The organism is Vibrio paracholerae, from assembly GCF_037672085.1.
GTDB lineage: Bacteria > Pseudomonadota > Gammaproteobacteria > Enterobacterales > Vibrionaceae > Vibrio > Vibrio cholerae.
On the sequence record NZ_JBBHLM010000002.1, the window covers coordinates 2,663,587 to 2,689,271 of the forward strand.

Sequence of the window (25,685 nt, forward strand, 5' to 3'; positions counted from 1 at the left end):
ACCAACAATTCTGGAAAGCTGTCTTCGTTCTCTCAACACATTCTTATGCGCTCAGCTTTGAGTCCACTACAAAACCCCTTGGGTGTTGTATGGTTAAGCCTCACGGGCAATTAGTACAGGTTAGCTCAACGCCTCACAACGCTTACACACCCTGCCTATCAACGTTCTAGTCTCGAACAACCCTTTAGGACGGTTAAACCGTCAGGGAAGACTCATCTCAGGGCTCGCTTCGCGCTTAGATGCTTTCAGCGCTTATCAATTCCGAACTTAGCTACCGGGCAATGCGTCTGGCGACACAACCCGAACACCAGAGGTTCGTCCACTCCGGTCCTCTCGTACTAGGAGCAGCCCCCTTCAATCTTCCAACGCCCACGGCAGATAGGGACCGAACTGTCTCACGACGTTCTAAACCCAGCTCGCGTACCACTTTAAATGGCGAACAGCCATACCCTTGGGACCGACTTCAGCCCCAGGATGTGATGAGCCGACATCGAGGTGCCAAACACCGCCGTCGATATGAACTCTTGGGCGGTATCAGCCTGTTATCCCCGGAGTACCTTTTATCCGTTGAGCGATGGCCCTTCCATACAGAACCACCGGATCACTATGACCTGCTTTCGCACCTGCTCGAACCGTCATTCTCGCAGTTAAGCGGGCTTATGCCATTGCACTAACCTCACGATGTCCAACCGTGATTAGCCCACCTTCGTGCTCCTCCGTTACTCTTTGGGAGGAGACCGCCCCAGTCAAACTACCCACCAGGCACTGTCCTCACCCCAGATAATGGGGCTAAGTTAGAACATCAAACATACAAGGGTGGTATTTCAAGGACGGCTCCAACGCAACTAGCGTCCACGTCTTCATAGCCTCCCACCTATCCTACACATGTAGGTTCAATGTTCAGTGCCAAGCTGTAGTAAAGGTTCACGGGGTCTTTCCGTCTAGCCGCGGGTACACTGCATCTTCACAGCGATTTCAATTTCACTGAGTCTCGGGTGGAGACAGCGTGGCCATCATTACGCCATTCGTGCAGGTCGGAACTTACCCGACAAGGAATTTCGCTACCTTAGGACCGTTATAGTTACGGCCGCCGTTTACCGGGGCTTCGATCAAGAGCTTCGCTTGCGCTAACCCCATCAATTAACCTTCCGGCACCGGGCAGGCGTCACACCGTATACGTCATCTTGCGATTTTGCACAGTGCTGTGTTTTTAATAAACAGTTGCAGCCACCTGGTATCTGCGACTCTCGTCAGCTCCATCCGCAAGGGACTTCACCATCAAGAGCGTACCTTCTCCCGAAGTTACGGTACCATTTTGCCTAGTTCCTTCACCCGAGTTCTCTCAAGCGCCTTGGTATTCTCTACCCGACCACCTGTGTCGGTTTGGGGTACGATTCCTGACTATCTGAAGCTTAGAGGCTTTTCCTGGAAGCATGGCATCAATGACTTCACTACCGTAGTAGCTCGACGTCGTGTCTCAGCCTTAGAAAGAGCCGGATTTACCTAACTCTTAAGCCTACGCACTTGAACCAGGACAACCGTCGCCTGGCCCACCTAGCCTTCTCCGTCCCCCCATCGCAATAGTCAGAAGTACGGGAATATTAACCCGTTTCCCATCGATTACGCCTTTCGGCCTCACCTTAGGGGTCGACTCACCCTGCCCCGATTAACGTTGGACAGGAACCCTTGGTCTTCCGGCGAGGAGGTTTTTCACCCCCTTTGTCGTTACTCATGTCAGCATTCGCACTTCTGATACCTCCAGCAGCCCTTACAGACCACCTTCAACGGCTTACAGAACGCTCCCCTACCCAATATCTAAAAGATATTGCCGCAGCTTCGGTGTATTGCTTAGCCCCGTTACATCTTCCGCGCAGGCCGACTCGACTAGTGAGCTATTACGCTTTCTTTAAATGATGGCTGCTTCTAAGCCAACATCCTAGCTGTCTGAGCCTTCCCACATCGTTTCCCACTTAGCAATACTTTGGGGACCTTAGCTGGCGGTCTGGGTTGTTTCCCTCTCCACGACGGACGTTAGCACCCGCCGTGTGTCTCCCGGATAGTACTTACTGGTATTCGGAGTTTGCAAAGGGTTGGTAAGTCGGGATGACCCCCTAGCCTTAACAGTGCTCTACCCCCAGTAGTATTCGTCCGAGGCGCTACCTAAATAGCTTTCGGGGGAGAACCAGCTATCTCCGAGTTTGATTGGCCTTTCACCCCTAGCCACAAGTCATCCGCTAATTTTTCAACATTAGTCGGTTTCGGTCCTCCAGTTGATGTTACTCAACCTTCAACCTGCCCATGGCTAGATCACCCGGTTTCGGGTCTATATCCAGAGACTGAGCGCCCAGTTAAGACTCGCTTTCGCTACGGCTCCCCTATACGGTTAACCTTGCCACTGAATATAAGTCGCTGACCCATTATACAAAAAGGTACGCAGTCACACCACGAAGGTGCTCCTACTGCTTGTACGTACACGGTTTCAGGTTCTATTTCACTCCCCTCACAGGGGTTCTTTTCGCCTTTCCCTCACGGTACTGGTTCACTATCGGTCAGTCAGGAGTATTTAGCCTTGGAGGATGGTCCCCCCATATTCAGACAGGATATCACGTGTCCCGCCCTACTCGATTTCACGCTCGATGAAGCGTCGGTTACGGGGCTATCACCCTGTATCGCCAAGCTTTCCAGCTTGTTCACCTACTTCACCGAGTGCTTAAGGGCTAATCCAGGTTCGCTCGCCGCTACTACCGGAATCTCGGTTGATTTCTTCTCCTCGGGGTACTTAGATGTTTCAGTTCCCCCGGTTTGCTCTGTTAACCTATGAATTCAGTTAACAGTAACTGCTTATGCAGTTGGGTTTCCCCATTCGGAAATCGCAGACTCAACGGCTCTTACTGCCTTATCTGCGCTTATCGCAAGTTAGTACGTCCTTCATCGCCTCTGACTGCCTAGGCATCCACCGTGTACGCTTAGTCACTTAACCATACAACCCGAAGGAGTTTCGGGTTGTTGTTTAAACAACCTAAGTTGTCTCGCTTTTAATTTACATGAGTGCGAGACAGATTTTGCCGGACTCAAATTTGAACAAGACCGAAGTCTTATTCGATACCAAGCACACTTGAATGTGTTGTTGGTGTTTATCTTTCGATAAACATTGAGAACTTTACAAACAACAATAAATTGTTGTTTTGTCAGCTTTCCAAATTGTTAAAGAGCAAGATTCCCTTTCTATTTAAAGAAAAGATGAACCATTTTTAAACATTCTCAGCGAAAACGCTTAAAGATGGTGGAGTTATGCGGGATCGAACCGCAGACCTCCTGCGTGCAAGGCAGGCGCTCTCCCAGCTGAGCTATAACCCCATCGTTAGTGGTGGGTCTGAGTGGACTCGAACCACCGACCTTACGCTTATCGTACGCTCTAACCACCTGAGCTACAGACCCACTTATGCTCAAATCTAAACCGAATCAATCTGTGTGGACACTCATCACGATAACCATCGTTAAGAGGTGATCCAGCGCCAGGTTCCCCTAGCGCTACCTTGTTACGACTTCACCCCAGTCATGAACCACAAAGTGGCAAGCGTCCTCCCGAAGGTTTAACTACCTGCTTCTTTGCAGCCCACTCCCATGGTGTGACGGGCGGTGTGTACAAGGCCCGGAACGTATTCACCGCAACATTCTGATTTGCGATTACTAGCGATTCCGACTTCATGGAGTCGAGTTGCAGACTCCAATCCGGACTACGACGTACTTTGTGAGATTCGCTCCACCTCGCGGTATCGCTGCCCTCTGTATACGCCATTGTAGCACGTGTGTAGCCCTACTCGTAAGGGCCATGATGACTTGACGTCGTCCCCACCTTCCTCCGTTTATCACCGGCATCTCCCTGGAGTTCCCACCATTACGTGCTGGCAAACAAGGATAAGGGTTGCGCTCGTTGCGGGACTTAACCCAACATTTTCACAACACGAGCTGACGACAGCCATGCAGCACCTGTCTCAGAGTTCCCGAAGGCACTCCAGCGTCTCCGCTAGATTCTCTGGAAGTCAAGAGTAGGTAAGGTTCTTCGCGTTGCATCGAATTAAACCACATGCTCCACCGCTTGTGCGGGCCCCCGTCAATTCATTTGAGTTTTAATCTTGCGACCGTACTCCCCAGGCGGTCTACTTAACGCGTTAGCTCCGAAAGCCACGCCTCTAGGGCACAACCTCCAAGTAGACATCGTTTACGGCGTGGACTACCAGGGTATCTAATCCTGTTTGCTCCCCACGCTTTCGCATCTGAGTGTCAGTATCTGTCCAGGGGCCGCCTTCGCCACCGGTATTCCTTCAGATCTCTACGCATTTCACCGCTACACCTGAAATTCTACCCCCCTCTACAGTACTCTAGCTTGTCAGTTTCAAATGCGATTCCTAGGTTGAGCCCAGGGCTTTCACATCTGACTTAACAAACCACCTGCATGCGCTTTACGCCCAGTAATTCCGATTAACGCTTGCACCCTCCGTATTACCGCGGCTGCTGGCACGGAGTTAGCCGGTGCTTCTTCTGTAGGTAACGTCAAATGATTAAGGTATTAACTTAACCACCTTCCTCCCTACTGAAAGTACTTTACAACCCGAAGGGCCTTCTTCATACACGCGGCATGACTGCATCAGGCTTGCGCCCATTGTGCAATATTCCCCACTGCTGCCTCCCGTAGGAGTCTGGACCGTGTCTCAGTTCCAGTGTGGCTGATCATCCTCTCAGACCAGCTAGGGATCGTCGCCTTGGTGAGCCCTTACCTCACCAACTAGCTAATCCCACCTGGGCATATCCGGTAGCGCAAGGCCCGAAGGTCCCCTGCTTTGCTCTTACGAGGTCATGCGGTATTAGCCATCGTTTCCAATGGTTATCCCCCTCTACCGGGCAATTTCCCAGGCATTACTCACCCGTCCGCGCTCTCGCCACCCAAGGAACAAGTTCCTCTGTGCTGCCGCTCGACTTGCATGTGTTAGGCCTGCCGCCAGCGTTCAATCTGAGCCATGATCAAACTCTTCAATTAAAAGTTTTTGTGAAGCTTTCGCTTCGGCTCAATGAATACTGATTACATTCTTTGCTTAATAAAAAGCGAAGTAATGTTGAATTGACTGTGCTGAATGATTGCTCATTCAAATGGTCACTCAGTTCATTGATAAATCTTTTTTGATTATCATCAACGAGTGCCCACACAGATTGATTGGTTTATATTGTTAAAGAGCGTTCTTCTTGGCGGTCTGCTTCAGAAGAGGCGGCCATTTTAGCGAGATAAACTGTTGTGTCAAACACTTTTTTTCAGTTTATTTTCGTTGGCGATTTCGCCATCTAAAACACCGAACTGAATCACTGCTAACGCTTACTGCGTCTGCCGTGTCAGTGAGGGCGCATTATAGAGATCTGCTTCACACTGACAAGTGTTTTTTTGGTTTTTTTTCGCTGTTTTTCACTGTTCGATGAAAAAAGAGTCACCAAGGCCTGAAAGTGATGGTTTTCTCTACCAATTGCGGAATTGTTCACCAAATTGAGAGACTTTTTCCCAATTGGTGTACTCCACTTCTTTACTGGTATCCGTTTCTCCTCCCGTCAAGGTCATGATCAAACGTATCATCATTTTGTCGAACCAACGGTAACGCGGGTAATACAGTGCCCCAGCAAATACGGCAATACGCTCTGGTTGCCACGGTGACTTTTTCAGGAAGGTTTGAATATAGACACTCCCTTCTGGCGTATCTTTTCCTTGATCTTCTTTTCTCGCGGTGAGATTGACGCAGAAGAAAGCGGCTTTGCTATTAGTCAGCGCCCTGACATGACGTTGAATAAATTGATAGAGCTTTTCATTGAGGCGGCCGTAACGAATCGATGCACCAATCAAGATTTTGTCATAATCCGCCAACGCTATCTTATGGACCTGGTGCAGATCTTGGATGTCGCAATCGTACTCCGGCATCTGCTGAGCGATACGCTCGATAATTTTCCGCGTTTGGCCTTCTTGGCTTGAGTACAACAGTAACGCTTTCACAGCTCTCTCCTTAGTATTATCACTAACTACGCCAGAATGTCGGCGTAAGCAGAATCAATAGAGTAAATATTTCTAAGCGTCCAAAGAGCATGGACGCAATCAAAATCCACTTAGCTTTGTCATTCACATCCGCAAAGTGCACGGCGACTTCCCCAAGGCCAGGTCCTAGGTTATTGAGTGTAGCGGCTACTGCAGAAAACGCGCTGAGCTCTTCCATACCCGTTGCGATAAGAGCCAACATACACACGACAAACACCAGTGCATAAGCAGAAAAGAAGCCCCATACCGCATCCACGACCCGCTGTGAGAGTGCTCTGCCGCCAAGTTTGATCGGGTAGATGGCGCGAGGATGAACTAAGCGCTTCATTTCCCGAGCCCCTTGAAGGGTAAGTAGCAACACACGGATCACTTTCATGCCGCCACCCGTTGAGCCTGCACATCCTCCTATAAAAGAGGAGAAGAGTAATAGCACAGGTAAAAAGAGTGGCCAGTCCGCAAAACCCGTGGTGGTAAAACCCGCTGTGGTTGAGATGGATACGGTTTGGAACAGCGCTTGGTCAAAGGCTTGATAAAAGCTGTCGTAAGAGTGGTGTTTCAGTAACACAGAAAAGCAGATCACAAACAGCAGAACTTGGATGACGAAAAATGCGCGAAACTCAGGATCGCGCCAATAGTACTTAGGGTGTACACCACCCGTTGCGAAAGCAGCATAGTGCAAAGTGAAGTTACATGATGAGATCAGTAAGAAAACCACGGTGATCAGGTTTATCGCATAACTATCGAAATAACCCATACTGGCATCGTGAGTTGAGAAACCGCCGATGGCGATGGTCGAGAAGCTATGGCAAATCGCATCAAACAAACTCATTCCCGCTAACCAGAAAGCGCTGGCGCAAGCGATGGTTAAGCTCAAGTAGATATACCAAAGCGCTTTGGCGGTTTCTGCAATCCGTGGAGTGACTTTGGTATCTTTGACTGGTCCGGGGATTTCCGCTCGATAAAGCTGCATCCCACCGATACCAAGTACGGGTAAAATCGCGACGGCGAGTACGATGATCCCCATCCCACCAAACCATTGCAAAAATTGGCGATAAAAAAGGATCGCTTTGGGGAGTTCGTCTAAGCCAACAATCACGGTCGCACCCGTGGTCGTTAACGCCGAAAAGGATTCGAAAAACGCATCGGTGACTGAAATATTGGGATCGGCTGCGAGCAAAAAAGGCAATGCCCCAGCGCTGCCGATTACTGTCCAGAACAATACGACGATTAAAAAACCATCCCGCGCCTTGAGTTCATGTTTATGATGGCGATTCGGAAACCAAAATAAGCCGCCACACAGCAGTAATACAACAAAGGTTGAGACAAACGGCACACCTGCCCCATCGCGGTAGATCAAAGCCACCAACGCAGGCGCAAGCATAGAAACGCTAAATAGAGCGAGCAAAAGCCCGACAATACGGATTATTGAACGAAATTGCATTATGGTTTGAGCTGACTCGCTAATTCTGACTATGTTGTGGTGAGCGACTCACCTGTATTTTCGCGCCACTTTTATTGATCAAGGCTTGTGTGAAAGCATCTGATTGCAATGCCTCTAATTCCACCACCATTTCGACTTGTTCATTATAGTGAGCCTCCATTTCCGTCGCAGAAAATTGCGCCATTAAGGAATGGAGTAATGGAATCATGGCGTAGTCTAGCGTCAGGTGCACAGATGTGGTGATTTTTTTCTCAATAGTTTGAAGTCGCTTGAGCGCTTGTTGCACACCGCCACCATACGCTTTCACTAAGCCACCGGTTCCCAATAGAACACCGCCATAATAACGGGTCACTACCGCCGTAATTTCGCCGATATGAGACCCCGTGAGCTGAGCCAAGATGGGTTTTCCCGCAGTACCGGATGGCTCACCATCATCACTCAATCCCCACAGCATGGAGTTTTCAGGTCGCCCAGCCACAAACGCCCAGCAGTTGTGTCTCGCATCCGCATGACGCTGCTTAATCTCATCAACAAACGCTTTGGCACTGGCAAGATCTGGCGTATGTGCCAAATAGGTAATAAACAGACTCTTTTTAATCTCTTCTTCAAACCGAACAGAAGCCATGGGAATGAGGTAGGGATGAAGATTCATAACTCAGGTCTCAATAAAAAAGTCGCCCAGTGTAACACGGCCTCACCATAAGCTCGACTCGACTTAACGCACAATGTTAAACACTTGTTTAAAAAATGTATTGAAATTAGCCAATCTCAGGTTCAAACTTAGGCAACTGGTCAAACCAGAACATAAAAATGACAACCGCTCTCTCACACAATCACTGATTGTATGTCACGGAGATAGACAATGATTTACCAAGCCAAAACCCTACAGGTAAAGCAACTCGCTAATGGAATTGCCGAGCTCTCTTTCTGTGCTCCTGCTTCCGTTAACAAACTGGATTTACACACACTGGAATCCCTCGATAAAGCGTTAGATGCGCTCGCTGCCGATTCCAGTGTCAAAGGCCTCCTACTCAGCTCAGATAAAGAGGCTTTTATCGTCGGCGCTGATATCACCGAATTTCTGGGGCTATTTGCCAAACCGGAAGCAGAATTGGATGAGTGGTTGCAGTTTGCTAATCGCATTTTTAACAAGTTGGAAGATTTACCTTTCCCCACCTTGTCAGCGTTAAAAGGCCACACACTTGGCGGCGGCTGTGAATGTGTACTCGCCACCGATTTTCGGATTGGTGATGCCACCACCAGCATTGGCTTGCCTGAAACCAAACTGGGCATCATGCCGGGATTTGGCGGCACCGTGCGTCTGCCACGTTTGATTGGTGCTGATAGCGCGATGGAAATCATCACCCAAGGTAAAGCGTGCCGCGCGGAAGAAGCATTAAAAGTGGGATTACTGGATGCGATTGTCGATAGCGACAAACTGATCGATTCCGCAATCACCACTTTAACTCAAGCGATTGAAGAGAAGCTCGATTGGCAAAAACGCCGTCAGCAGAAAACCTCAGCGCTGACTTTAAGCAAGCTGGAAGCCATGATGAGCTTTACCATGGCAAAAGGCATGGTGGCGCAGGTGGCAGGCAAACACTATCCAGCACCGATGACATCTGTCGTGACCATTGAAGAAGCGGCGCGTTTACCACGCGATGCTGCGCTGGATATCGAGCGCAAACACTTCATCAAGCTCGCAAAATCTACCGAGGCGCAAGCACTGGTTGGCATTTTCCTCAATGATCAATACATCAAAGGCTTAGCCAAACAATCCGCGAAAGCGGCGAGCCAAGACACCCAACACGCTGCCGTGCTCGGCGCGGGCATTATGGGTGGCGGCATCGCCTATCAATCGGCTCTCAAAGGCGTACCTGTGCTGATGAAAGACATCGCACCGCACTCTTTAGAACTGGGCATGACCGAAGCGGCCAAGCTCCTCAACAAACAGTTAGAGCGCGGCAAGATCGATGGTTTCAAAATGGCTGGCATTCTGGCTTCCATCACCCCTTCTCTGCATTACGCAGGGATTGATCAGGCGGACGTGATTGTTGAGGCTGTGGTGGAAAATCCGAAAGTGAAAGCCGCGGTACTCAGCGAAGTAGAAGGATTGGTCAATGCAGAGACAATTCTGACCTCCAACACCTCGACCATTCCCATTAACCTGCTCGCCAAATCACTCAAGCGCCCACAGAACTTCTGCGGTATGCACTTTTTTAACCCTGTGCATCGCATGCCTTTGGTGGAAATCATCCGTGGTGAACACACCTCAGAAGACACCATCAACCGAGTGGTTGCTTATGCGGCGAAAATGGGCAAATCACCGATTGTGGTCAATGACTGCCCAGGATTCTTCGTTAACCGCGTACTCTTCCCTTACTTTGCAGGCTTTAGTCTACTGATGCGTGATGGCGCGAACTTCACCGAAATCGACAAAGTGATGGAGCGTCAATTCGGCTGGCCAATGGGCCCGGCGTATTTGCTTGATGTGGTCGGCATTGATACTGCACACCATGCTCAGGCAGTGATGGCGGAAGGCTTCCCAACTCGCATGGCGAAAAACGGCCGAGAAGCGATTGATGCCCTGTACGAAGCGAAAAAATTTGGCCAGAAAAATGGCAGCGGCTTCTATCAGTACACCGTTGATAAAAAAGGCAAACCGAAAAAAGCCTTCAGCGATGACGTGCTCGCCATTCTTGCGCCTGTATGCGGCGCACCACAAAGCTTTGACCCACAAACCATTATCGAACGAACCATGATTCCGATGATTAATGAAGTGGTGCTCTGTCTTGAAGAAGGGATCATCGCCTCCGCGCAAGAAGCTGACATGGCGTTGGTGTACGGTCTTGGCTTCCCTCCGTTCCGTGGTGGTGTATTCCGTTACCTAGATACCATAGGCATCGCCAACTATGTGGCTATGGCGGAAAAATACGCGGACCTCGGCGCGCTCTATCAAGTACCGCAACTGCTGAAGAACATGGCGCAACAAGGAACATCGTTCTACAGCGCTCAGCAAGCCAGTGCCCTGTAAATCGGTTTAGAAAAGGAATAACAAAATGAATACAGTAGTGATTGTTGATTGCCTACGTACTCCGATGGGACGCTCCAAAGGCGGTGCGTTTCGCCACCAACGTGCGGAAGATCTTTCAGCACATTTGATGAAGGGAATTCTGGCGCGCAACCCACAGGTCAATCCAAAAGAGATTGAAGACATTTATTGGGGCTGTGTGCAGCAAACCCTTGAACAAGGCTTTAACGTTGCGCGTAACGCAGCGCTACTTGCGGGTCTGCCAATTGAGATTGGCGCGGTCACCGTCAACCGTTTGTGTGGATCGTCCATGCAAGCACTGCATGATGCGGCGCGCGCAATCATGGTTGGCGATGCAGAGATCTGTTTAGTGGGCGGAGTTGAGCACATGGGCCACGTGCCAATGACTCACGGCGTTGATTTCCATCCGGGCCTGTCTAAGAACGTGGCCAAAGCAGCGGGAATGATGGGACTGACCGCTGAGATGCTCGGCAAACTGCATGGCATTAGCCGTCAGCAGCAAGATGAGTTCGCTGCGCGCTCTCATGCGCGTGCTCATGCAGCAACATTAGAAGGTCGCTTTAAAAACGAGATTCTGCCCACCGAGGGGCATGCTGCCGATGGTACGCTGTTTACCCTCGATTACGATGAAGTGATCCGCCCGGAAACCACAGTGGCAGGATTAGCGGAACTGCGTCCCGTATTCGATCCCGCCAACGGTACCGTGACCGCGGGAACCTCTTCGGCACTTTCGGATGGTGCTTCAGCAATGTTGGTAATGAGTGAACAGAAAGCCAAAGCACTCGGTTTAACCATTCGCGCCCGCATTAAAGCGATGGCCGTGGCCGGTTGCGATCCTTCCATCATGGGTTATGGCCCTGTACCTGCGACCCATAAAGCGCTCAAACGCGCGGGCTTAACCATGCAAGATATGGATGTGGTGGAATTGAACGAAGCGTTTGCCGCGCAATCTCTACCTTGCGCTAAAGACTTAGGCTTACTGGAGATGATGGATGACAAGGTCAACCTCAATGGCGGCGCGATTGCGCTCGGTCATCCACTGGGTTGCTCGGGTACACGTATCTCAACCACGCTGATCAATTTGATGGAAGCCAAAGATGCGAAATATGGCCTTGCCACCATGTGTATCGGCTTAGGTCAGGGTATTGCGACCATTTTTGAACGCCCATAACCCTTCCGTTTTGCCTATCACTGAAGAGTCTTTTAGAGCCAGCAACGCTGGCTCTTCTTATTAGGTTATTTAGCTTGTAGCCAATCACTGTAAAGTTGATCGCTACTGCCCAGATAATTCACCATCCACTCAATCAATTTATGATTATCGTCTTTGCGCCACACCAGGCAGCAGTGGCTAAGCAGTTTTTCATCGGGCAGTACCTTCTCCACCAACTGACCGCTGGCCAGTAGCGGCTGCGCCATATGCCTTGGCATATAGCCGACTCCGAGTCCACTTTTTAAACTTTCAATCGCGCTGTACCAGTTTGGCAGCAGCAAACGGCGCTGTTTAGGGTAGTGTTCGGTATGGCGTTTGGGCAATACGCTTGAGGTATCGTCCAAACAGATGGCTAAAAACTGGCTGATAAACTCTTCACTCAAATTCTGTTCGCGCACGCAGGGGTGATTGGGGGACATCACAAATGCCCAGTCAAGAATGCCCATATCGCGTACTTCAAAATCGCCACCCACTGGTACTGCTGCGGTTGCGCCAATCACGATATCGGCGCGGCCTTGTGCAATCGCTTCCCACGAGCCGTTGAACACTTCCATGTTGATCTGTAGCTCGGCGAAATCAAAGGTTTGGTAGAAGGCTTCCACCATCGGCTTCATCTTATCCAGCTTGACTACGTTATCGAGTGTCACTTTCAAGGTTTTACGCCAACCATGCGCAGCGCGTTTGGTTTGCGCGCGGATCTCCTCCATCTGGCGCAGTAACTGCCTTGCCTCAAGCATAAACAGCTCACCAGCCGGGGTTAGCTCGACCTTACGCGGTAAACGGCGAAACAGCACCACACCCAGTTCACTCTCTATTTGGCGCACACTGTAGCTGATCGCCGAAGGCACTTTGTGCAGCACCTCTGCTGCCGCAGTAAAACTGCCTAAACGCGCTACAGCATCTAACATCTCCAAAGAGGATTTGGAAAACATCACTCACCTACCTATCAATTTTTTTGCATGATAACCGAAAAATTTGCCGTTTCTCTTCATCACAATACAAAACTAGAATGTAACTACAGAAAAATCCTGGTTGGCGCCAACGGATACTGAAAAAACATGTGTGAATAATTTTGATGGACATGAAAAAATGAAAGTATCTTTCTTCCAGTTGGTTTACCTTTCGGCACTCTCCATGCTCGGTTTTATTGCCACCGACATGTATTTGCCTGCGTTTAAAATGATGGAAACCGCTTTTGCGACTGGCCCTGAACAAATTGCTCTATCACTGACGGTGTTCTTGGTGGGCATGGCGCTTGGTCAGTTACTGTGGGGCTTAGCTTCCGACAAATTTGGCCATCGTAATACGCTGATTGCTGGCTTACTCGTTTTTACCCTCGCCTCTGCCGGACTCGCGTTTAGCTCAACGGTATGGCAACTGCTACTGCTGCGTTTTATCCAAGCGATTGGGGTGTGCGCGCCAGCGGTCATTTGGCAGGCAATGGTGATCAAACGTTACCCAAGCTCAGTCAGCCAACAGCTGTTTGCGACCATTATGCCACTGGTGGCGCTCTCTCCAGCACTGGCACCGCAACTGGGTGTGCTGCTGGCAGATTACTTTGGCTGGCACAGCATCTTTTTGACTTTAACCTTGATGGGTATTGTGTTGGTGGTGAGTACGGGCTTACAAACCAATGAAATTGCTGAGCCAAAAACCACTTCTATAGCGCAAGATATTAAAGGTTTACTGAAAAGCAAAACCTATCTCGGCAATGTGCTGATGTTTGCTTGTGCATCGGCGGCATTTTTTGCCTACCTGACAGGGATGCCAGAAATCATGGCGCAGCTTGGTTATCAAGCACGGGACATTGGCCTGAGCTTTATTCCACAAACCATTGCATTTATGGTGGGTGGCTACCTAGGTAAGAAAGCGGTTCAGAAATACGGTGATGAACTGGTGCTCAAACAGTTGATTGCGCTGTTTACCCTATCAGCTGCGATGATTTTTATCGCCTCACAATGGACGCTCAGCTCAATTTGGCCAATCTTGGCTCCGTTCTGTTTAATTGCGGTGGCTAATGGTGCCATGTATCCGATAGTGGTCAACCGTGCCTTATCCAGTGCTAAGCAAAGCCCAGCAACCGCTGCCGGATTACAAAACAGCTTACAGATCAGTGTCAGCAGTTTATCCAGCGCCCTAGTGGCTGCACTTGCCAGCCAAGCTCAGCCAGTGACAGGCATTGCGATTGTGTTGTGTACAGGCGGGTTGTGGATAGGTTACATACTCTCTAACCGTCAGTTACGTGAACAGTTCACCACCCCCGACAATGCTCGCGTGGTCAGTGACGAATAAACTGTACTTGAGTAATACAAAAAGAGCCGCAAATGCGGCTCTTTTTTCAATCGGTTCAATTATTTCTTTTTCACCGGACGCTGCCAGCCAGCAATTTTGCGCTCTGGCGCGCGAGTGATGACTAACTCACCTTCAGCGACATTCTTCGTCAGGGTTGTACCGGCACCAATGGTCGCACCGTTACCAATGGTTACAGGCGCTACGAGCTGGCAATCAGAACCCACAAACACATCATCACCAATCACGGTTTTGTGCTTATTGGCACCGTCGTAGTTACAGGTGATCACACCAGCGCCCACATTCACGCCTTTGCCAATCTCAGCGTCACCAAGATAAGTCAGGTGATTGGCTTTTGAACCTTCACCAAGACGAGCATTTTTCATCTCCACAAAGTTGCCGACATGAGCATCATCGCGTAGCTCTGCTCCGGGACGTAGACGAGTAAACGGCCCAACTGTACAGTTTTCACCAACCGTCGCCCCTTCAATTACGCTGTATGGGCGGATCACCGTGTTGTCATCAATCTCACAATCTTTGAGAATTGAGCCCGCACCAATCACTACGTTATTACCGATCGATACATTGCCTTCAATAATCACGTTAACATCGATTTCCACATCCGAACCGCACTGCAGTGTTCCGCGCAGGTCAAAACGTGCAGGATCGCGCAGCATCACACCTTGCTCAAGCAGCTTCTTGGCCTGACGCGCTTGGAAAGCACGCTCAAGACGCGCCAATTGAATGCGATCGTTTACCCCTTCCACTTCGATTGAGTGAGAAGGATGTACCGCTTCGACAGCACGGCCTTCATCATGCGCTGCCGCAATCACATCAGTCAGGTAGTATTCGCCTTGCGCGTTATTGTTGTTTAGCCCTGCCAACCAACGCTTAAGGTCACGACCAGTGGCCACCAGCACCCCAGTGTTGACTTCTTTGATCAGCTTTTGCTCTTCGCTGGCATCTTTCTGCTCAACGATCGCCACCACAGGGCCACGTTTACGTACGATACGGCCGTAACCTGTAGGATCATCAAGCACAACCGTCAACAGAGCAATCCCATCGTTTGGCTGAGCTTCGAGTAAACTTTCAATAGTGTCTTCAGAAATCAGCGGCACATCTCCGTACAACACTAAGATTTTTTCATCATCTTGGAAGTGTGGAGAGGCTTGATCCACAGCATGCCCTGTTCCCAATTGCTGCGCTTGTAGTACCCAGTTCACATTCTCACTGGCCAATGCTTGCTGCATCTGATCGCCACCATGGCCATAAACCAGATGGATATTTTGCGCGCCTAAGCTGTTACATGTATCAATCACATGTTTGACCATAGGCTTACCTGCTAATGTATGCAACACCTTGGGCATATTGGAGTGCATACGAGTCCCTTTGCCTGCTGCAAGAATTACCGTACTGAATTTCATTTATTATCTACCTAGTCATTTTTCTGCGTCGTATTCTAAACAGCAAACTGAAAATAGTTAATTGCCGATTATCTCGAAAATAAGAAGAGCGATTATTTTCATAGAAAATAACGTTTATTTATTAGAGTTCAGTCAATAACGGGACAAAAAACATCCCATAAAGTCACACTCTCTTACCGATAAGCGGTGCACAAAAGACAAAAAAGCCTGACATAAGTCAGGCTTTTTTAAGTTGGTATTACACTAACGACGTTTTTTGATCAGTTCAATAACACGTAACTGAGCAATCGCTTTTGCCAGTTCACTGGAAGCGTGAGCAAAGTTCACATCACCGTGCTGTTCAGTCATAAGCTCTTCTGCTGCACGTTTGGCTTCTTCAGCTTTCGCCAGATCCAACTCTTCCGCTCGAATTGCTGTATCAGCCAAAATAGTGACATCTTTTGCATGCACTTCAAGAATACCACCAGAGAGATAGATAATTTCTTCCTCTCCTTTGTTAGTCACAATACGCACCATACCGGGCCGAATAAAGGTCAGTAGTGGTAGGTGTCCGGCCAAAACGCCCAAATCTCCGCTTTCACCTGATACTTGAATCGAGCGAGCCCAACCAGAAAAAATTTTCTTTTCGGCACTCACTACATCCAAGTTAAACGTTACTGATGACGTCATAAAGCCTCCTTGGAGATTTGTGCTTTACAGCTTCTTCGCATTCTCGATAGCATCGTCAATCGTACCGCAGTACATAAACGCTTGCTCTGGAATGTCATCGTAGTCACCTGCCAGCAGACCTTTGAAACCACGCAGGGTTTCTTTCAGAGGTACGTATACCCCTGGATCGCCAGTAAAGACTTCTGCTACGTGGTAAGGCTGAGTCAGAAAACGTTCGATCTTACGCGCACGAGCAACCACTTGCTTGTCCGCTTCAGACAGTTCGTCCATACCTAGAATCGCGATGATGTCTTTCAGCTCTTTATAGCGTTGTAGCGTTGCTTGCACGCCACGCGCCACATCGTAGTGCTCTTGACCAACAACCAGTGGATCCAATTGACGTGAAGTCGAATCCAGTGGGTCGATCGCTGGGTATAGACCCATAGCAGCGATGTTACGGTTCAGAACAACGGTTGCATCCAAGTGAGCAAACGTGGTTGCTGGTGATGGGTCAGTCAAGTCATCCGCAGGTACGTATACCGCTTGTACAGAGGTGATAGAACCTTTCTTGGTTGACGTGATACGCTCCTGCAGAACACCCATCTCTTCAGCCAGTGTTGGCTGGTAACCTACCGCTGATGGCATACGACCAAGCAGAGCAGATACTTCCGTTCCCGCTAGGGTGTAACGGTAAATGTTGTCGATAAACAGCAGTACGTCACGACCTTCATCACGGAATCGTTCCGCCATGGTCAGACCGGTCAGTGCTACACGCAGACGGTTGCCTGGTGGCTCGTTCATCTGACCGTAAACCATCGCTACTTTCGAGAGTTCTGGTTGTTCAACGTTTACAACGCCCGCTTCCTGCATTTCGTGGTAGAAGTCGTTACCCTCACGAGTACGCTCACCTACCCCAGCAAAAACTGACAAACCTGAGTGTTGTAGCGCGATGTTGTTGATAAGTTCCATCATGTTAACGGTCTTACCTACACCCGCACCACCGAACAGACCAATTTTACCGCCTTTCGCAAACGGACAGATCAGGTCGATAACCTTAACACCCGTTTCCAAGAGTTCAGTTGCACTAGACTGTTCTTCGTAGCTTGGTGCAGGGCGGTGGATTGAATACACCTCTTCTGCGCCAATGTCGCCACGTTCGTCAATCGCATCACCAAGCACGTTCATGATACGACCTAGGGTTTTAGTACCTACTGGTACTGAAATTGGAGCGCCAGTGTTTTGTACTGTCATTCCACGACGTAAACCATCCGAGCTACCCATAACGATAGCGCGAATCACGCCACCGCCTAGCTGCTGTTGAACTTCCAGAACCAGACGTTCTTTGGAGTCCACAACATTCAGAGCATCGTAAACACTTGGTACTTCGCTCTGTGGGAACTCTACGTCGACTACCGCACCGATGATCTGTACGATCTTACCTGTAGCCATCGTTAATCCTCTAGTTTGTTTATGCCTTTATACTGCCGATGCGCCGCTCACTATCTCTGACAATTCCTGAGTTATCGCTGCTTGACGAGCTTTGTTATAAACCAGTTGTAAATCATCAATGAGATTACCCGCATTGTCTGATGCTGCTCTCATGGCAACCATACGAGCAGACATTTCACACGCTAAATTTTCCACCACTGCTTGATAAACTTGTGATTCGATATATCGCACCATCAAGGTATTCAGCAGTTGGTTTTGATCAGATTCAAACGTGTAACTCCACGCATGCTGGAACTCTGATTCATCTTGCGCTTTCGGCAAAGGCAATAGTTGATCCATCTTAGGTTGTTGTGTCATCGAGTTAATAAACTCGTTGTAGACTAGATACAAACGATCGATCTCACCTTCTTTGTACTTGGTTAACATCACGTTGATGGAACCTATCAAATCATTCAACTCAGGTTCGTCTCCGAGCCCAGTTTTCTGTGCGATGATCCTAGCACCTATACTACGGAAGTAGGCACTACCTTTACTTCCAATCACAACTATATCAATTTCACTGCCACGCTTAGAAAATTCATTCATATGCACAACCGCTTTTTTAAACATGTTTATGTTTAAGCCGCCGCACAGTCCGCGATCCGTTGAAACTACGATATACCCAACACGTTTAGCCTCACGTTCCTCTAAATACGGGTGTTTAAACTCCAGAGTACCGTTTGCTAAATGACCAATCACTTTACGAATTGTTTTTGAATACGGGCGCGGCCCTTCCATTGCATCTTGTGTACGACGCATTTTAGAAGCCGCTACCATTTCCATTGCTTTAGTAATCTTTTGAGTGCTTTTCACACTGCCAATCTTACTGCGAATCTCTTTTGTATTGGCCATCGTTACTCTCCGTTAATTACAATCGCGCTTGTAATTACCAAGTCTGAGTTGCTTTAAAATCTTCAACCAGCTTTTTCAGCTTCGCTTCGATCTCATCATTGTAAGCACCAGTCTTGTCAATTTCTGATTTAAATTCAGAACATTGAGTATGAGCATACGATAGTAGAGCAGCTTCGAAGTCGAGAACCTTGTTCAGTTCTACGTCTTTCAGATAGCCACGTTCCGCAGCAAAGATCACCAGAGCCTGATCAAAGACAGACATCGGTGCATACTGTTTCTGCTTCATCAGTTCCGTCACTTTCTGACCATGACTAAGCTGACGCTTGGTCGCTTCATCCAAATCTGAGGCAAACTGAGCAAACGCCGCCAGTTCACGGTAAGCAGCCAGAGCAGTACGGATACCACCAGAGAGCTTCTTAACGATCTTGGTTTGCGCTGCACCACCTACACGAGAAACTGAGATACCTGGGTCAACCGCTGGACGTACGCCCGCGTTGAACAGTTCAGTTTGTAGGAAGATCTGACCATCAGTGATCGAGATTACGTTGGTCGGTACGAATGCCGATACGTCACCAGCTTGAGTCTCGATGATTGGCAGAGCGGTTAAAGAACCGGTCTTACCTTTCACTTCACCCTTAGTGAAACGCTCTACGTACTCTTCGTTTACACGAGCTGCACGCTCTAGTAGACGAGAGTGGAGGTAGAACACGTCGCCAGGGAAAGCTTCACGGCCTGGTGGACGACGCAGAAGCAGTGAGATTTGACGATAAGCAACAGCCTGTTTAGACAGGTCATCGTACACAATCAGCGCATCTTCACCGCGATCGCGGAAGTATTCACCCATCGCACAGCCTGAGTAAGGCGCGAGGTATTGCAGTGCAGCAGATTCAGACGCTGAAGCCACCACAACAATGGTGTTTTTCATTGCGCCGTGCTCTTCCAATTTACGAACTACGTTCGCAATGGTTGATGCTTTCTGGCCGATGGCAACATAGATAGAGTAAATACCAGAGTTTTTCTGGTTGATGATCGCATCAATCGCCAAGGCAGTTTTACCTGTTTGACGGTCACCGATGATCAGTTCACGCTGACCACGGCCGATGGGAATCATCGAGTCAACTGATTTATAACCAGTTTGAACTGGTTGATCAACAGACTTACGATCGATAACACCCGGTGCAATCACTTCAACAGGAGACGTCAGCTTGGCTTCGATTGGACCTTTGCCATCTATCGGCTCACCCAGAGTGTTAACTACACGACCTAGCAGTTCAGGACCAACAGGCACTTCAAGAATACGGCCAGTACCAGTAACCTTCATACCTTCACAAAGATTAGCATAAGGTCCCATTACCACAGCACCGACCGAGTCACGCTCAAGGTTCAGTGCTAACGCGTAACGGCCGCCCGGTAACTCAATCATTTCACCTTGCATCACGTCCGCTAGGCCGTGGATACGGATGATACCATCGCTGACCGAAACGATAGTACCTTCGTTGCGAGCATCGGAAACAACATTGAAGCCTTCAATGCGTTTTCTAATGATGTCGCTGATTTCCGTGGAATTAAGTTGCATTGCTCCAATTCCCCTAATTAAGACTTCATCACGTCTTTCAGACGATTAATACGACCCAATAACGAGTTATCGAGGATTTTATCACCCACTCGAATAACAGTTCCGCCAATAAGGTTGCTATCGATTCGGCAATTCAGTTTCACCTGACAGTTATAGTGATTTTCTAAGTTGCGGGTTAATTGGGTAACCTGCACATCACTCAACGTAGAGGAAGAAACCACATCAACCTCTTTGATACCCAAAGAGGATGTCGCTAACTTCTGAAATTGCTGACTTATCTCTGTAAGCACTGCCATTCGACGATTCTCCATCAACACCATGAGAAAGTTATACATAGGTTGATCGAAATGCTCACCAGCAACGTCCTGATACACTTGCAACAACTGTTGCGGTTGTAGACTGAATGCTGCTGAAGATAATTCAGGAACAGAAGACATTTGGGTTGCCAAATCAAGCATCGCTGACCATTGCTCAACTACGCCGAAATCTTTAGCATAACCAAAAGCCGCCTTAGCGTATGGACGAGCAATCGTTGTCACATCAGACATCCAAAAGCCCTCCTTTATAATTTCGCAGAAATACTATCAAGTATGTCTTGATTAGCAGCCTGATCAACGGTGCGCTGAACGATTTTTTCAGCGGCCAAAAGAGCCAACGTCGACACTTCTTTCTGCAACTCATTACGAGCGCGCAGGATTTGTGCCTCTAACTCAGCTTGGCCTTGAGCCAATATATGTTCGCGCTCCAATACTGCTTCTTGACGAGCTTCGTCTAAAATTTGAGCTTTGCGTTTGTTTGCCTGCTCAATAATGACGAGTGCCTCTTGCTTAGCGCTTTTTAACTGATCGGCCGCATTGCTTTTAGCTAAGCTAAGAGCTTTATCAGCACGTTCAGCTGAAGCCAAACCGTCAGCAATTTTTTTCTGACGTTCTTCAATGGCACTCATCAAAGGAGGCCAGACAAACTTCATGCAGAACCAAACAAAAAGTAAAAACGCTATGGTTTGGCCCAACAGAGTTGCATTGATATCCACACTAACTCTCCTTTATTTTGTTTCTGTTTACCCAAACAGTTCTGGGCGAGACAAAAAGGACAAGTTATGCAAATAGCATATACATCGCAATACCAACACCGATCATAGGAACCGCATCCAACAGACCTGCAATGATAAACATGTTAGTTTGTAGAATTGGAGCCATTTCAGGTTGGCGAGCAACAGACTCAAGGAATTTACCACCTAGGATAGCGAAGCCAATACCTGTAGCCAGAGCACACATACCTAGTAGTAGAGCGACAACGAAATAAGTTTCCATAATAAATGTATCTCCAAGTTTATTGGGTTGTTTAAATAAAGAGTTTAATGAGAGTCATTACTTGCCATGCTGAGATAAACAATCGTCAACATCATGAATATAAAGGCTTGTAGTGTAATAACCAAAATATGGAAGATGGCCCAAATGACATGCGCGACAACACCTAATCCACCTAGCACAACACCAGCACCGTAGGTGATAGCGATCAATATAAAGATCAGTTCACCTGCGTACATGTTGCCGTACAACCGGAGTGAAAGGGATACCGGTTTTGCCAAAAATGACACCGTCTCAAGGACAAAATTGAAGGGAATCATTGACCAATGATTAATAGGGTGCATTGTAAATGCTTTAACAAACCCTTTAAATCCTTGGAATCGAATATAGTAAGCTATTACTAGAATCATGACCCCTATTGCCATTGCAAGTGTGATATTCAAATTCACTGTAGGTAGAATTTTAAAGTACTCAACACCCGCAAGACTCATCGCGATTGGTACGTAGTCAACTGGCACTAAGTCCATTAAGTTCATCAGGAAAATCCAGATGAAAATAGTCAGCGACAGTGGTGCGATCAATTTATCCTTGCCATGAAAAGTTCCTTTGACAAGTCCATCGACCTGCTCAACAAGCATCTCGACAAAACATTGCCATTTTCCCGGAACTTCCGTGGTTGCATTTTTCCCAACACGATAAAACAACCACAAAAACAGCACGCCTAGACCCACTGAGAACAGTAACGCATCCCAGTTTAACGTCCAAAACCCAACATCTGCACAGTCGTAGTTAGTGGTGATGTTACCATCAACCAAACACACTTTCGCACTGGTCAAGTGATGCTGAATATATTCCTTCGGAGTATCAGCCATGGTGGTTCCCATTTTTTGCGGTAATTAATATTGGCGCTAACCAGAACACCAGTATGGTTAACTTATAACCTGACATCATAGCTCCAGGATGGAGCATGTCGGTTAGATTAAACGTTAACACAAACAAGCCTATAGTTAACACCAGCTTAAATGCCCACCCCACCATAATAAAACCCAGCATAACGCTACCGTCAGCAGTCGGTTTTGGGAGGAAGGCAAACAGCGTATAGATATAATTCCCGACCAAGGCTATCGCTCCACCTTTAACAATAAAGCGCGCTTGATCTGGCCCTAAATACCCATACGTTATACTTCCGATGATTAACACAAAAATAAGCTGCAAATGAACAACACGAAATGCTTTCCTAGCCTGCTCACTTTGTGCCGATATAAACATCAAAAGTACCTGTTTTCTTTATCGATCACTCGCACTGAAAGGTTAATAAAACTTTACAGGCAAGTGAAAAAAATCACGCAAATTATATAGAGCTCTTGTAAAAACTCAACTTAAAGGATTTAAGTTACAAGGCTCAACGCTGATTATGTGACCTATACACGAGGATGAATCGTATCTAATTGTTTCAGTAAGTCGACCAATTGCTGTTCGTCTGAGAAATCAATTATGACACACCCTTTACCGCTGGCCTGACGCTTTACTTTAACGCATTTTTGTAAACGCTGAGCGATATTATCTAATTGCTTAGTTACATCTTGTGTCAATGGCTCGTTATGAATCAGAGGTTCAGACTTACCATTCAAACAACGCTGCACTAGAGCTTCTGTTTGACGAACGGTTAAACGCTTTTTAACCACTTGTTGTGCACATTCTTTCTGCTGTTCCAGCGATAAGCTGAGAAGAGCACGTGCATGGCCCATTTCCAACTGTTTGGTCTCCAATAAGCGCTTTACGTCATCGCTCAATTGGTTCAAACGCAGCAGATTGGTCACAGTCGTGCGTGACTTGCCGATCACTTCCGCAACCTGCTGATGGGTAAGATTAAATTCGTTTTGTAAACGCTCTAGCGCTTGTGCCTCTTCCATCGCATTCAGATCTTCGCGCTGAATGTTCTCGATCAATGCCATGGCGATCGCACCACGATCTTCCACTTGCTTGATCAAACAGGGCACTTGCTTTAACCCCGCTTGTTTGGCGGCACGCCAACGACGTTCACCCGCAATGATCTCATATCCTCCGGTGGGCAGATGACGCACGACAATCGGCTGGATAATACCTTGAGACTGAATGGATGCCGCCAACTCTTCCAGAGCTTCGGGGGAAAGATCTTTACGTGGCTGATAAATACCGGGTTTGAGATTAGAGATGGAAAGATCCGCCAACTCACCTTCCGCCGACATCGACTGACTGAGTGAAGCAACTTGCTGCTTTTCGCGAGCCAATGAACTGGTCGCGAGTAGTGCATCCAGCCCTTTTCCTAAACCACGTTTAGTCATGTAAACGAATTCCTATAGTTGTTGTTTTATGCGGGAATCTCTTCGCGACGTAACATCTCACCAGCTAACGCTAAATAGGCCTTAGCCCCGGCCGATTGCTTATCGTAATACATCGCTGGTTTACCATGACTTGGGGCTTCGGCTAGTCGGACATTACGTGGGATAACCGTACGATACACTTTACTACCAAAGTGCTTTTTCAATTGATCAGACACTTCATTGGCCAAGCGGTTACGTGGGTCGTACATCGTACGCAATATACCTTCAATTTTGAGGTTATCGTTAACCACGGCGGCCAGTTTGCTGATCGTATCCATTAACGCGGTTAAGCCTTCCAACGCAAAATACTCACATTGCATAGGAACCAGCACGGAATCGGCGGCTGCCATGGCGTTGATTGTAAGAAGGTTTAAAGAAGGCGGACAATCAATAAAGATGAAATCATAGTTATCACGCACTGACGCCAGTGCGTTTTTTAGGCGCACTTCACGAGCAAACACTTCCATCAGTTTGATTTCAGCCGCAGTGACATCGCCATTGGCGGCAATCAAGTCATAGTGACCGGTGGTTTTGCGACATACCACTTGGTCAAACGGCGCATCCTCAACCAAAAGCTCATAAGCCGTGGAGTCAACCTGATATTTATCGACGCCACTTGCCATAGTGGCATTACCTTGTGGGTCAAGATCGACCACCAGTACTTTACGTTTGGTGGCGGCCATAGAGGCGGCCAGGTTGATACAAGTTGTTGTTTTCCCAACTCCGCCTTTCTGATTGGCGATTGCTACGATTTTACCCACGGTATGCCTCGCTGTTATCCCTTGCGCGATAAGATTACAAGATGACGCTCACCTTCCAACTCAGGAACTTGCAAAGCTTTGATATCGGTCACAGAACACCACTCAGGGAGTAGGGTGATTTCATCATCAGGCCGTACTCCTTTGAGGGCTAAAAATACCCCACCATTCGGTTTGGGTAGATGCTGACACCAGTTGACCATGTCGGTCATCGACGCAAAAGCGCGGCTTAATACGCCATCAAAACCGGATTCAGGATCAAACTCTTCCACTCGACTCTGTACGGGTAACACATTGTTGATCTTGAGCTCGTGGATCACCTGTTTTAGAAAACGGATCCGCTTACCGAGACTGTCAAGCAGCACAAACTCTTTATCTGGATGCATGATCGCAAGCGGGATCCCAGGCAATCCAGGCCCAGTACCCACATCAATAAAGCGCTCACCGACCAGATGCGGACTGACCACCAAACTATCGAGAATATGTTTCACCAACATTTCCATCGGATCGCGCACGGAAGTGAGGTTATAAGCTTTGTTCCATTTGTCGAGCAGCTGCACATACCCAACGAGCTGCTCACGTTGCTGCTCTGTCACCGTTAAGCTGGTTTTGCTGATCAGAGCGTCGAGTTTGACTCGTAACGGATTCATTACGCCGCTTCTCCCTTTTTCAGCATGCCGTGTTTTTTCAGGTGAACCAGCAAAATCGAAATCGCCGCAGGCGTGATACCTGAAATACGTGATGCAATTCCAATGGTTTCTGGCTTAGCCGCATTCAGTTTCAGTACCACTTCGTTTGAAAGCCCTTTGACTTGCTTATAATCAAGCTCTGCTGGCAGCTTGGTATGTTCATGGCGCAGCGATTTTTCAATTTCATCTTGCTGGCGCTGAATGTAGCCATCGTATTTGACTTGAATCTCTACCTGTTCGGCGGCTTCAGCATCTTCCAAAGCAGGGGCAAACGCCGGCAAAGTGGTCAGCAGCTCATAGGTCATTTCAGGGCGACGCAGTAAGTCTTCACCACTGGCTTCACGCGACATCGGCGTTTTCAGCAGAGTATTGAGCTGTTGGACGCCAACCGAGTTTGGATTCATCCAAGTTTCTTGCAAGCGTTGACGCTCTTTGGCCATGTTGTCGATTTTTTGGTTGAAACGCGCCCAACGCGCATCATCCACAAGGCCAAGCTCACGCGCTTTTTCGGTCAA

General features: G+C 48.2%; 20 protein-coding genes, 2 tRNA genes, 2 rRNA genes and 1 pseudogene. 3 read left to right on the forward strand and 22 right to left on the reverse strand.

Annotation, left to right across the window (positions count from 1 at the left end; genetic code table 11):
• Positions 1-89 precede the first annotated feature (89 nt).
• The 7 genes from R4537_RS17235 to R4537_RS17265 all read right to left on the reverse strand — a co-directional run bounded on the left by R4537_RS17235 (position 90) and on the right by R4537_RS17265 (position 8,163).
• Positions 90-2,980, reverse strand: a 23S ribosomal RNA gene (locus tag R4537_RS17235).
• Positions 2,981-3,281: 301 nt separating this feature from the next.
• Positions 3,282-3,357 (reverse strand) — tRNA-Ala (locus tag R4537_RS17240).
• Positions 3,358-3,365: 8 nt separating this feature from the next.
• Positions 3,366-3,438, reverse strand: a tRNA-Leu gene (locus R4537_RS17245).
• A 59-nt stretch (positions 3,439-3,497) separates the two neighbouring features.
• A 16S ribosomal RNA gene (locus tag R4537_RS17250) occupies positions 3,498-5,038 on the reverse strand.
• The 16S and 23S rRNA genes sit together here with 2 tRNA genes alongside, the layout of an rRNA operon.
• A gap of 468 nt (positions 5,039-5,506) precedes the next feature.
• On the reverse strand, positions 5,507-6,031 hold the full coding sequence (gene hemG / locus R4537_RS17255; protein ID WP_071178272.1) for a menaquinone-dependent protoporphyrinogen IX dehydrogenase: 525 nt from the start codon (positions 6,029-6,031) through the stop codon (positions 5,507-5,509).
• 22 nt (positions 6,032-6,053) lie between these two features.
• On the reverse strand, positions 6,054-7,511 hold the full coding sequence (locus tag R4537_RS17260) for a TrkH family potassium uptake protein (RefSeq protein ID WP_057644133.1): 1,458 nt from the start codon (positions 7,509-7,511) through the stop codon (positions 6,054-6,056).
• Between the two features lie 19 nt (positions 7,512-7,530).
• A complete protein-coding gene (locus R4537_RS17265) occupies positions 7,531-8,163 on the reverse strand; it encodes a YigZ family protein (RefSeq protein WP_001048718.1) in 633 nt (210 codons plus the stop codon).
• Between the two features lie 210 nt (positions 8,164-8,373).
• Here R4537_RS17265 and fadB point away from each other — a divergent pair, with 210 nt between their 5' ends.
• Complete coding sequence (gene fadB / locus R4537_RS17270) at positions 8,374-10,545, forward strand: fatty acid oxidation complex subunit alpha FadB (RefSeq protein ID WP_071178273.1); 2,172 nt, start codon at positions 8,374-8,376, stop codon at positions 10,543-10,545.
• Positions 10,546-10,570: 25 nt separating this feature from the next.
• Positions 10,571-11,734: an acetyl-CoA C-acyltransferase FadA gene (gene fadA, locus R4537_RS17275; RefSeq protein WP_001099262.1), complete on the forward strand. Its 1,164-nt coding sequence runs from the start codon at positions 10,571-10,573 to the stop codon at positions 11,732-11,734.
• Between the two features lie 65 nt (positions 11,735-11,799).
• On the opposite strand, the gene punR is transcribed toward fadA, so the two are convergent.
• The gene (gene punR / locus R4537_RS17280; protein ID WP_000491961.1) at positions 11,800-12,705 is read right to left on the reverse strand and encodes a DNA-binding transcriptional activator PunR; all 906 of its coding nucleotides are present in this window, start codon (positions 12,703-12,705) and stop codon (positions 11,800-11,802) included.
• 157 nt (positions 12,706-12,862) lie between these two features.
• Here punR and punC point away from each other — a divergent pair, with 157 nt between their 5' ends.
• Positions 12,863-14,065 (forward strand): purine nucleoside transporter PunC, encoded by a 1,203-nt coding sequence (punC, locus tag R4537_RS17285; RefSeq protein WP_071178313.1) that lies wholly within the window; start codon positions 12,863-12,865, stop codon positions 14,063-14,065.
• Between the two features lie 59 nt (positions 14,066-14,124).
• Here the strand turns inward: punC and glmU are convergent, their stop codons facing one another.
• The 14 genes and pseudogenes from glmU to gidA form a co-directional block, all read right to left on the reverse strand.
• Complete coding sequence (gene glmU, locus R4537_RS17290) at positions 14,125-15,486, reverse strand: bifunctional UDP-N-acetylglucosamine diphosphorylase/glucosamine-1-phosphate N-acetyltransferase GlmU (RefSeq protein WP_071178274.1); 1,362 nt, start codon at positions 15,484-15,486, stop codon at positions 14,125-14,127.
• 243 nt (positions 15,487-15,729) lie between these two features.
• On the reverse strand, positions 15,730-16,155 hold the full coding sequence (locus R4537_RS17295; protein ID WP_071178275.1) for a F0F1 ATP synthase subunit epsilon: 426 nt from the start codon (positions 16,153-16,155) through the stop codon (positions 15,730-15,732).
• A gap of 24 nt (positions 16,156-16,179) precedes the next feature.
• Positions 16,180-17,583: a F0F1 ATP synthase subunit beta gene (gene atpD, locus R4537_RS17300; protein ID WP_071178276.1), complete on the reverse strand. Its 1,404-nt coding sequence runs from the start codon at positions 17,581-17,583 to the stop codon at positions 16,180-16,182.
• A 27-nt stretch (positions 17,584-17,610) separates the two neighbouring features.
• Positions 17,611-18,474, reverse strand: a complete 864-nt coding sequence (gene atpG / locus R4537_RS17305; RefSeq protein ID WP_071178277.1) for a F0F1 ATP synthase subunit gamma — start codon at positions 18,472-18,474, stop codon at positions 17,611-17,613.
• A gap of 34 nt (positions 18,475-18,508) precedes the next feature.
• Entirely contained in the window at positions 18,509-20,050 is a 1,542-nt protein-coding gene (gene atpA / locus R4537_RS17310) for a F0F1 ATP synthase subunit alpha (protein WP_071178278.1), read from the reverse strand.
• A 17-nt stretch (positions 20,051-20,067) separates the two neighbouring features.
• Complete coding sequence (locus R4537_RS17315) at positions 20,068-20,598, reverse strand: F0F1 ATP synthase subunit delta (protein WP_071178279.1); 531 nt, start codon at positions 20,596-20,598, stop codon at positions 20,068-20,070.
• A 14-nt stretch (positions 20,599-20,612) separates the two neighbouring features.
• Positions 20,613-21,083 carry a F0F1 ATP synthase subunit B gene (atpF, locus tag R4537_RS17320; protein WP_071178280.1) on the reverse strand — a complete coding sequence of 157 codons (471 nt, stop codon included), beginning with the start codon at positions 21,081-21,083 and terminating at the stop codon, positions 20,613-20,615.
• 64 nt (positions 21,084-21,147) lie between these two features.
• Complete coding sequence (gene atpE / locus R4537_RS17325; RefSeq protein WP_071178281.1) at positions 21,148-21,363, reverse strand: F0F1 ATP synthase subunit C; 216 nt, start codon at positions 21,361-21,363, stop codon at positions 21,148-21,150.
• A gap of 44 nt (positions 21,364-21,407) precedes the next feature.
• Entirely contained in the window at positions 21,408-22,232 is an 825-nt protein-coding gene (gene atpB, locus R4537_RS17330) for a F0F1 ATP synthase subunit A (protein ID WP_080483298.1), read from the reverse strand.
• The gene (locus tag R4537_RS17335) at positions 22,225-22,629 is read right to left on the reverse strand and encodes an ATP synthase subunit I (protein ID WP_071178283.1); all 405 of its coding nucleotides are present in this window, start codon (positions 22,627-22,629) and stop codon (positions 22,225-22,227) included. Before R4537_RS17335 ends, atpB begins: the two co-directional genes overlap by 8 nt.
• Before the next feature lie 152 nt (positions 22,630-22,781).
• Positions 22,782-23,684: a ParB/RepB/Spo0J family partition protein gene (locus tag R4537_RS17340; RefSeq protein WP_071178284.1), complete on the reverse strand. Its 903-nt coding sequence runs from the start codon at positions 23,682-23,684 to the stop codon at positions 22,782-22,784.
• A 26-nt stretch (positions 23,685-23,710) separates the two neighbouring features.
• Positions 23,711-24,484 carry a ParA family protein gene (locus R4537_RS17345; RefSeq protein WP_000516546.1) on the reverse strand — a complete coding sequence of 258 codons (774 nt, stop codon included), beginning with the start codon at positions 24,482-24,484 and terminating at the stop codon, positions 23,711-23,713.
• Between the two features lie 14 nt (positions 24,485-24,498).
• Positions 24,499-25,131, reverse strand: coding sequence for a 16S rRNA (guanine(527)-N(7))-methyltransferase RsmG (rsmG, locus tag R4537_RS17350; protein WP_001068945.1), 633 nt, complete (start codon positions 25,129-25,131; stop codon positions 24,499-24,501).
• Positions 25,131-25,685 (reverse strand): annotated as a pseudogene (gidA, locus tag R4537_RS17355) (tRNA uridine-5-carboxymethylaminomethyl(34) synthesis enzyme MnmG); the annotation flags it as partial. The gene rsmG and the pseudogene gidA, both read right to left, overlap by 1 nt.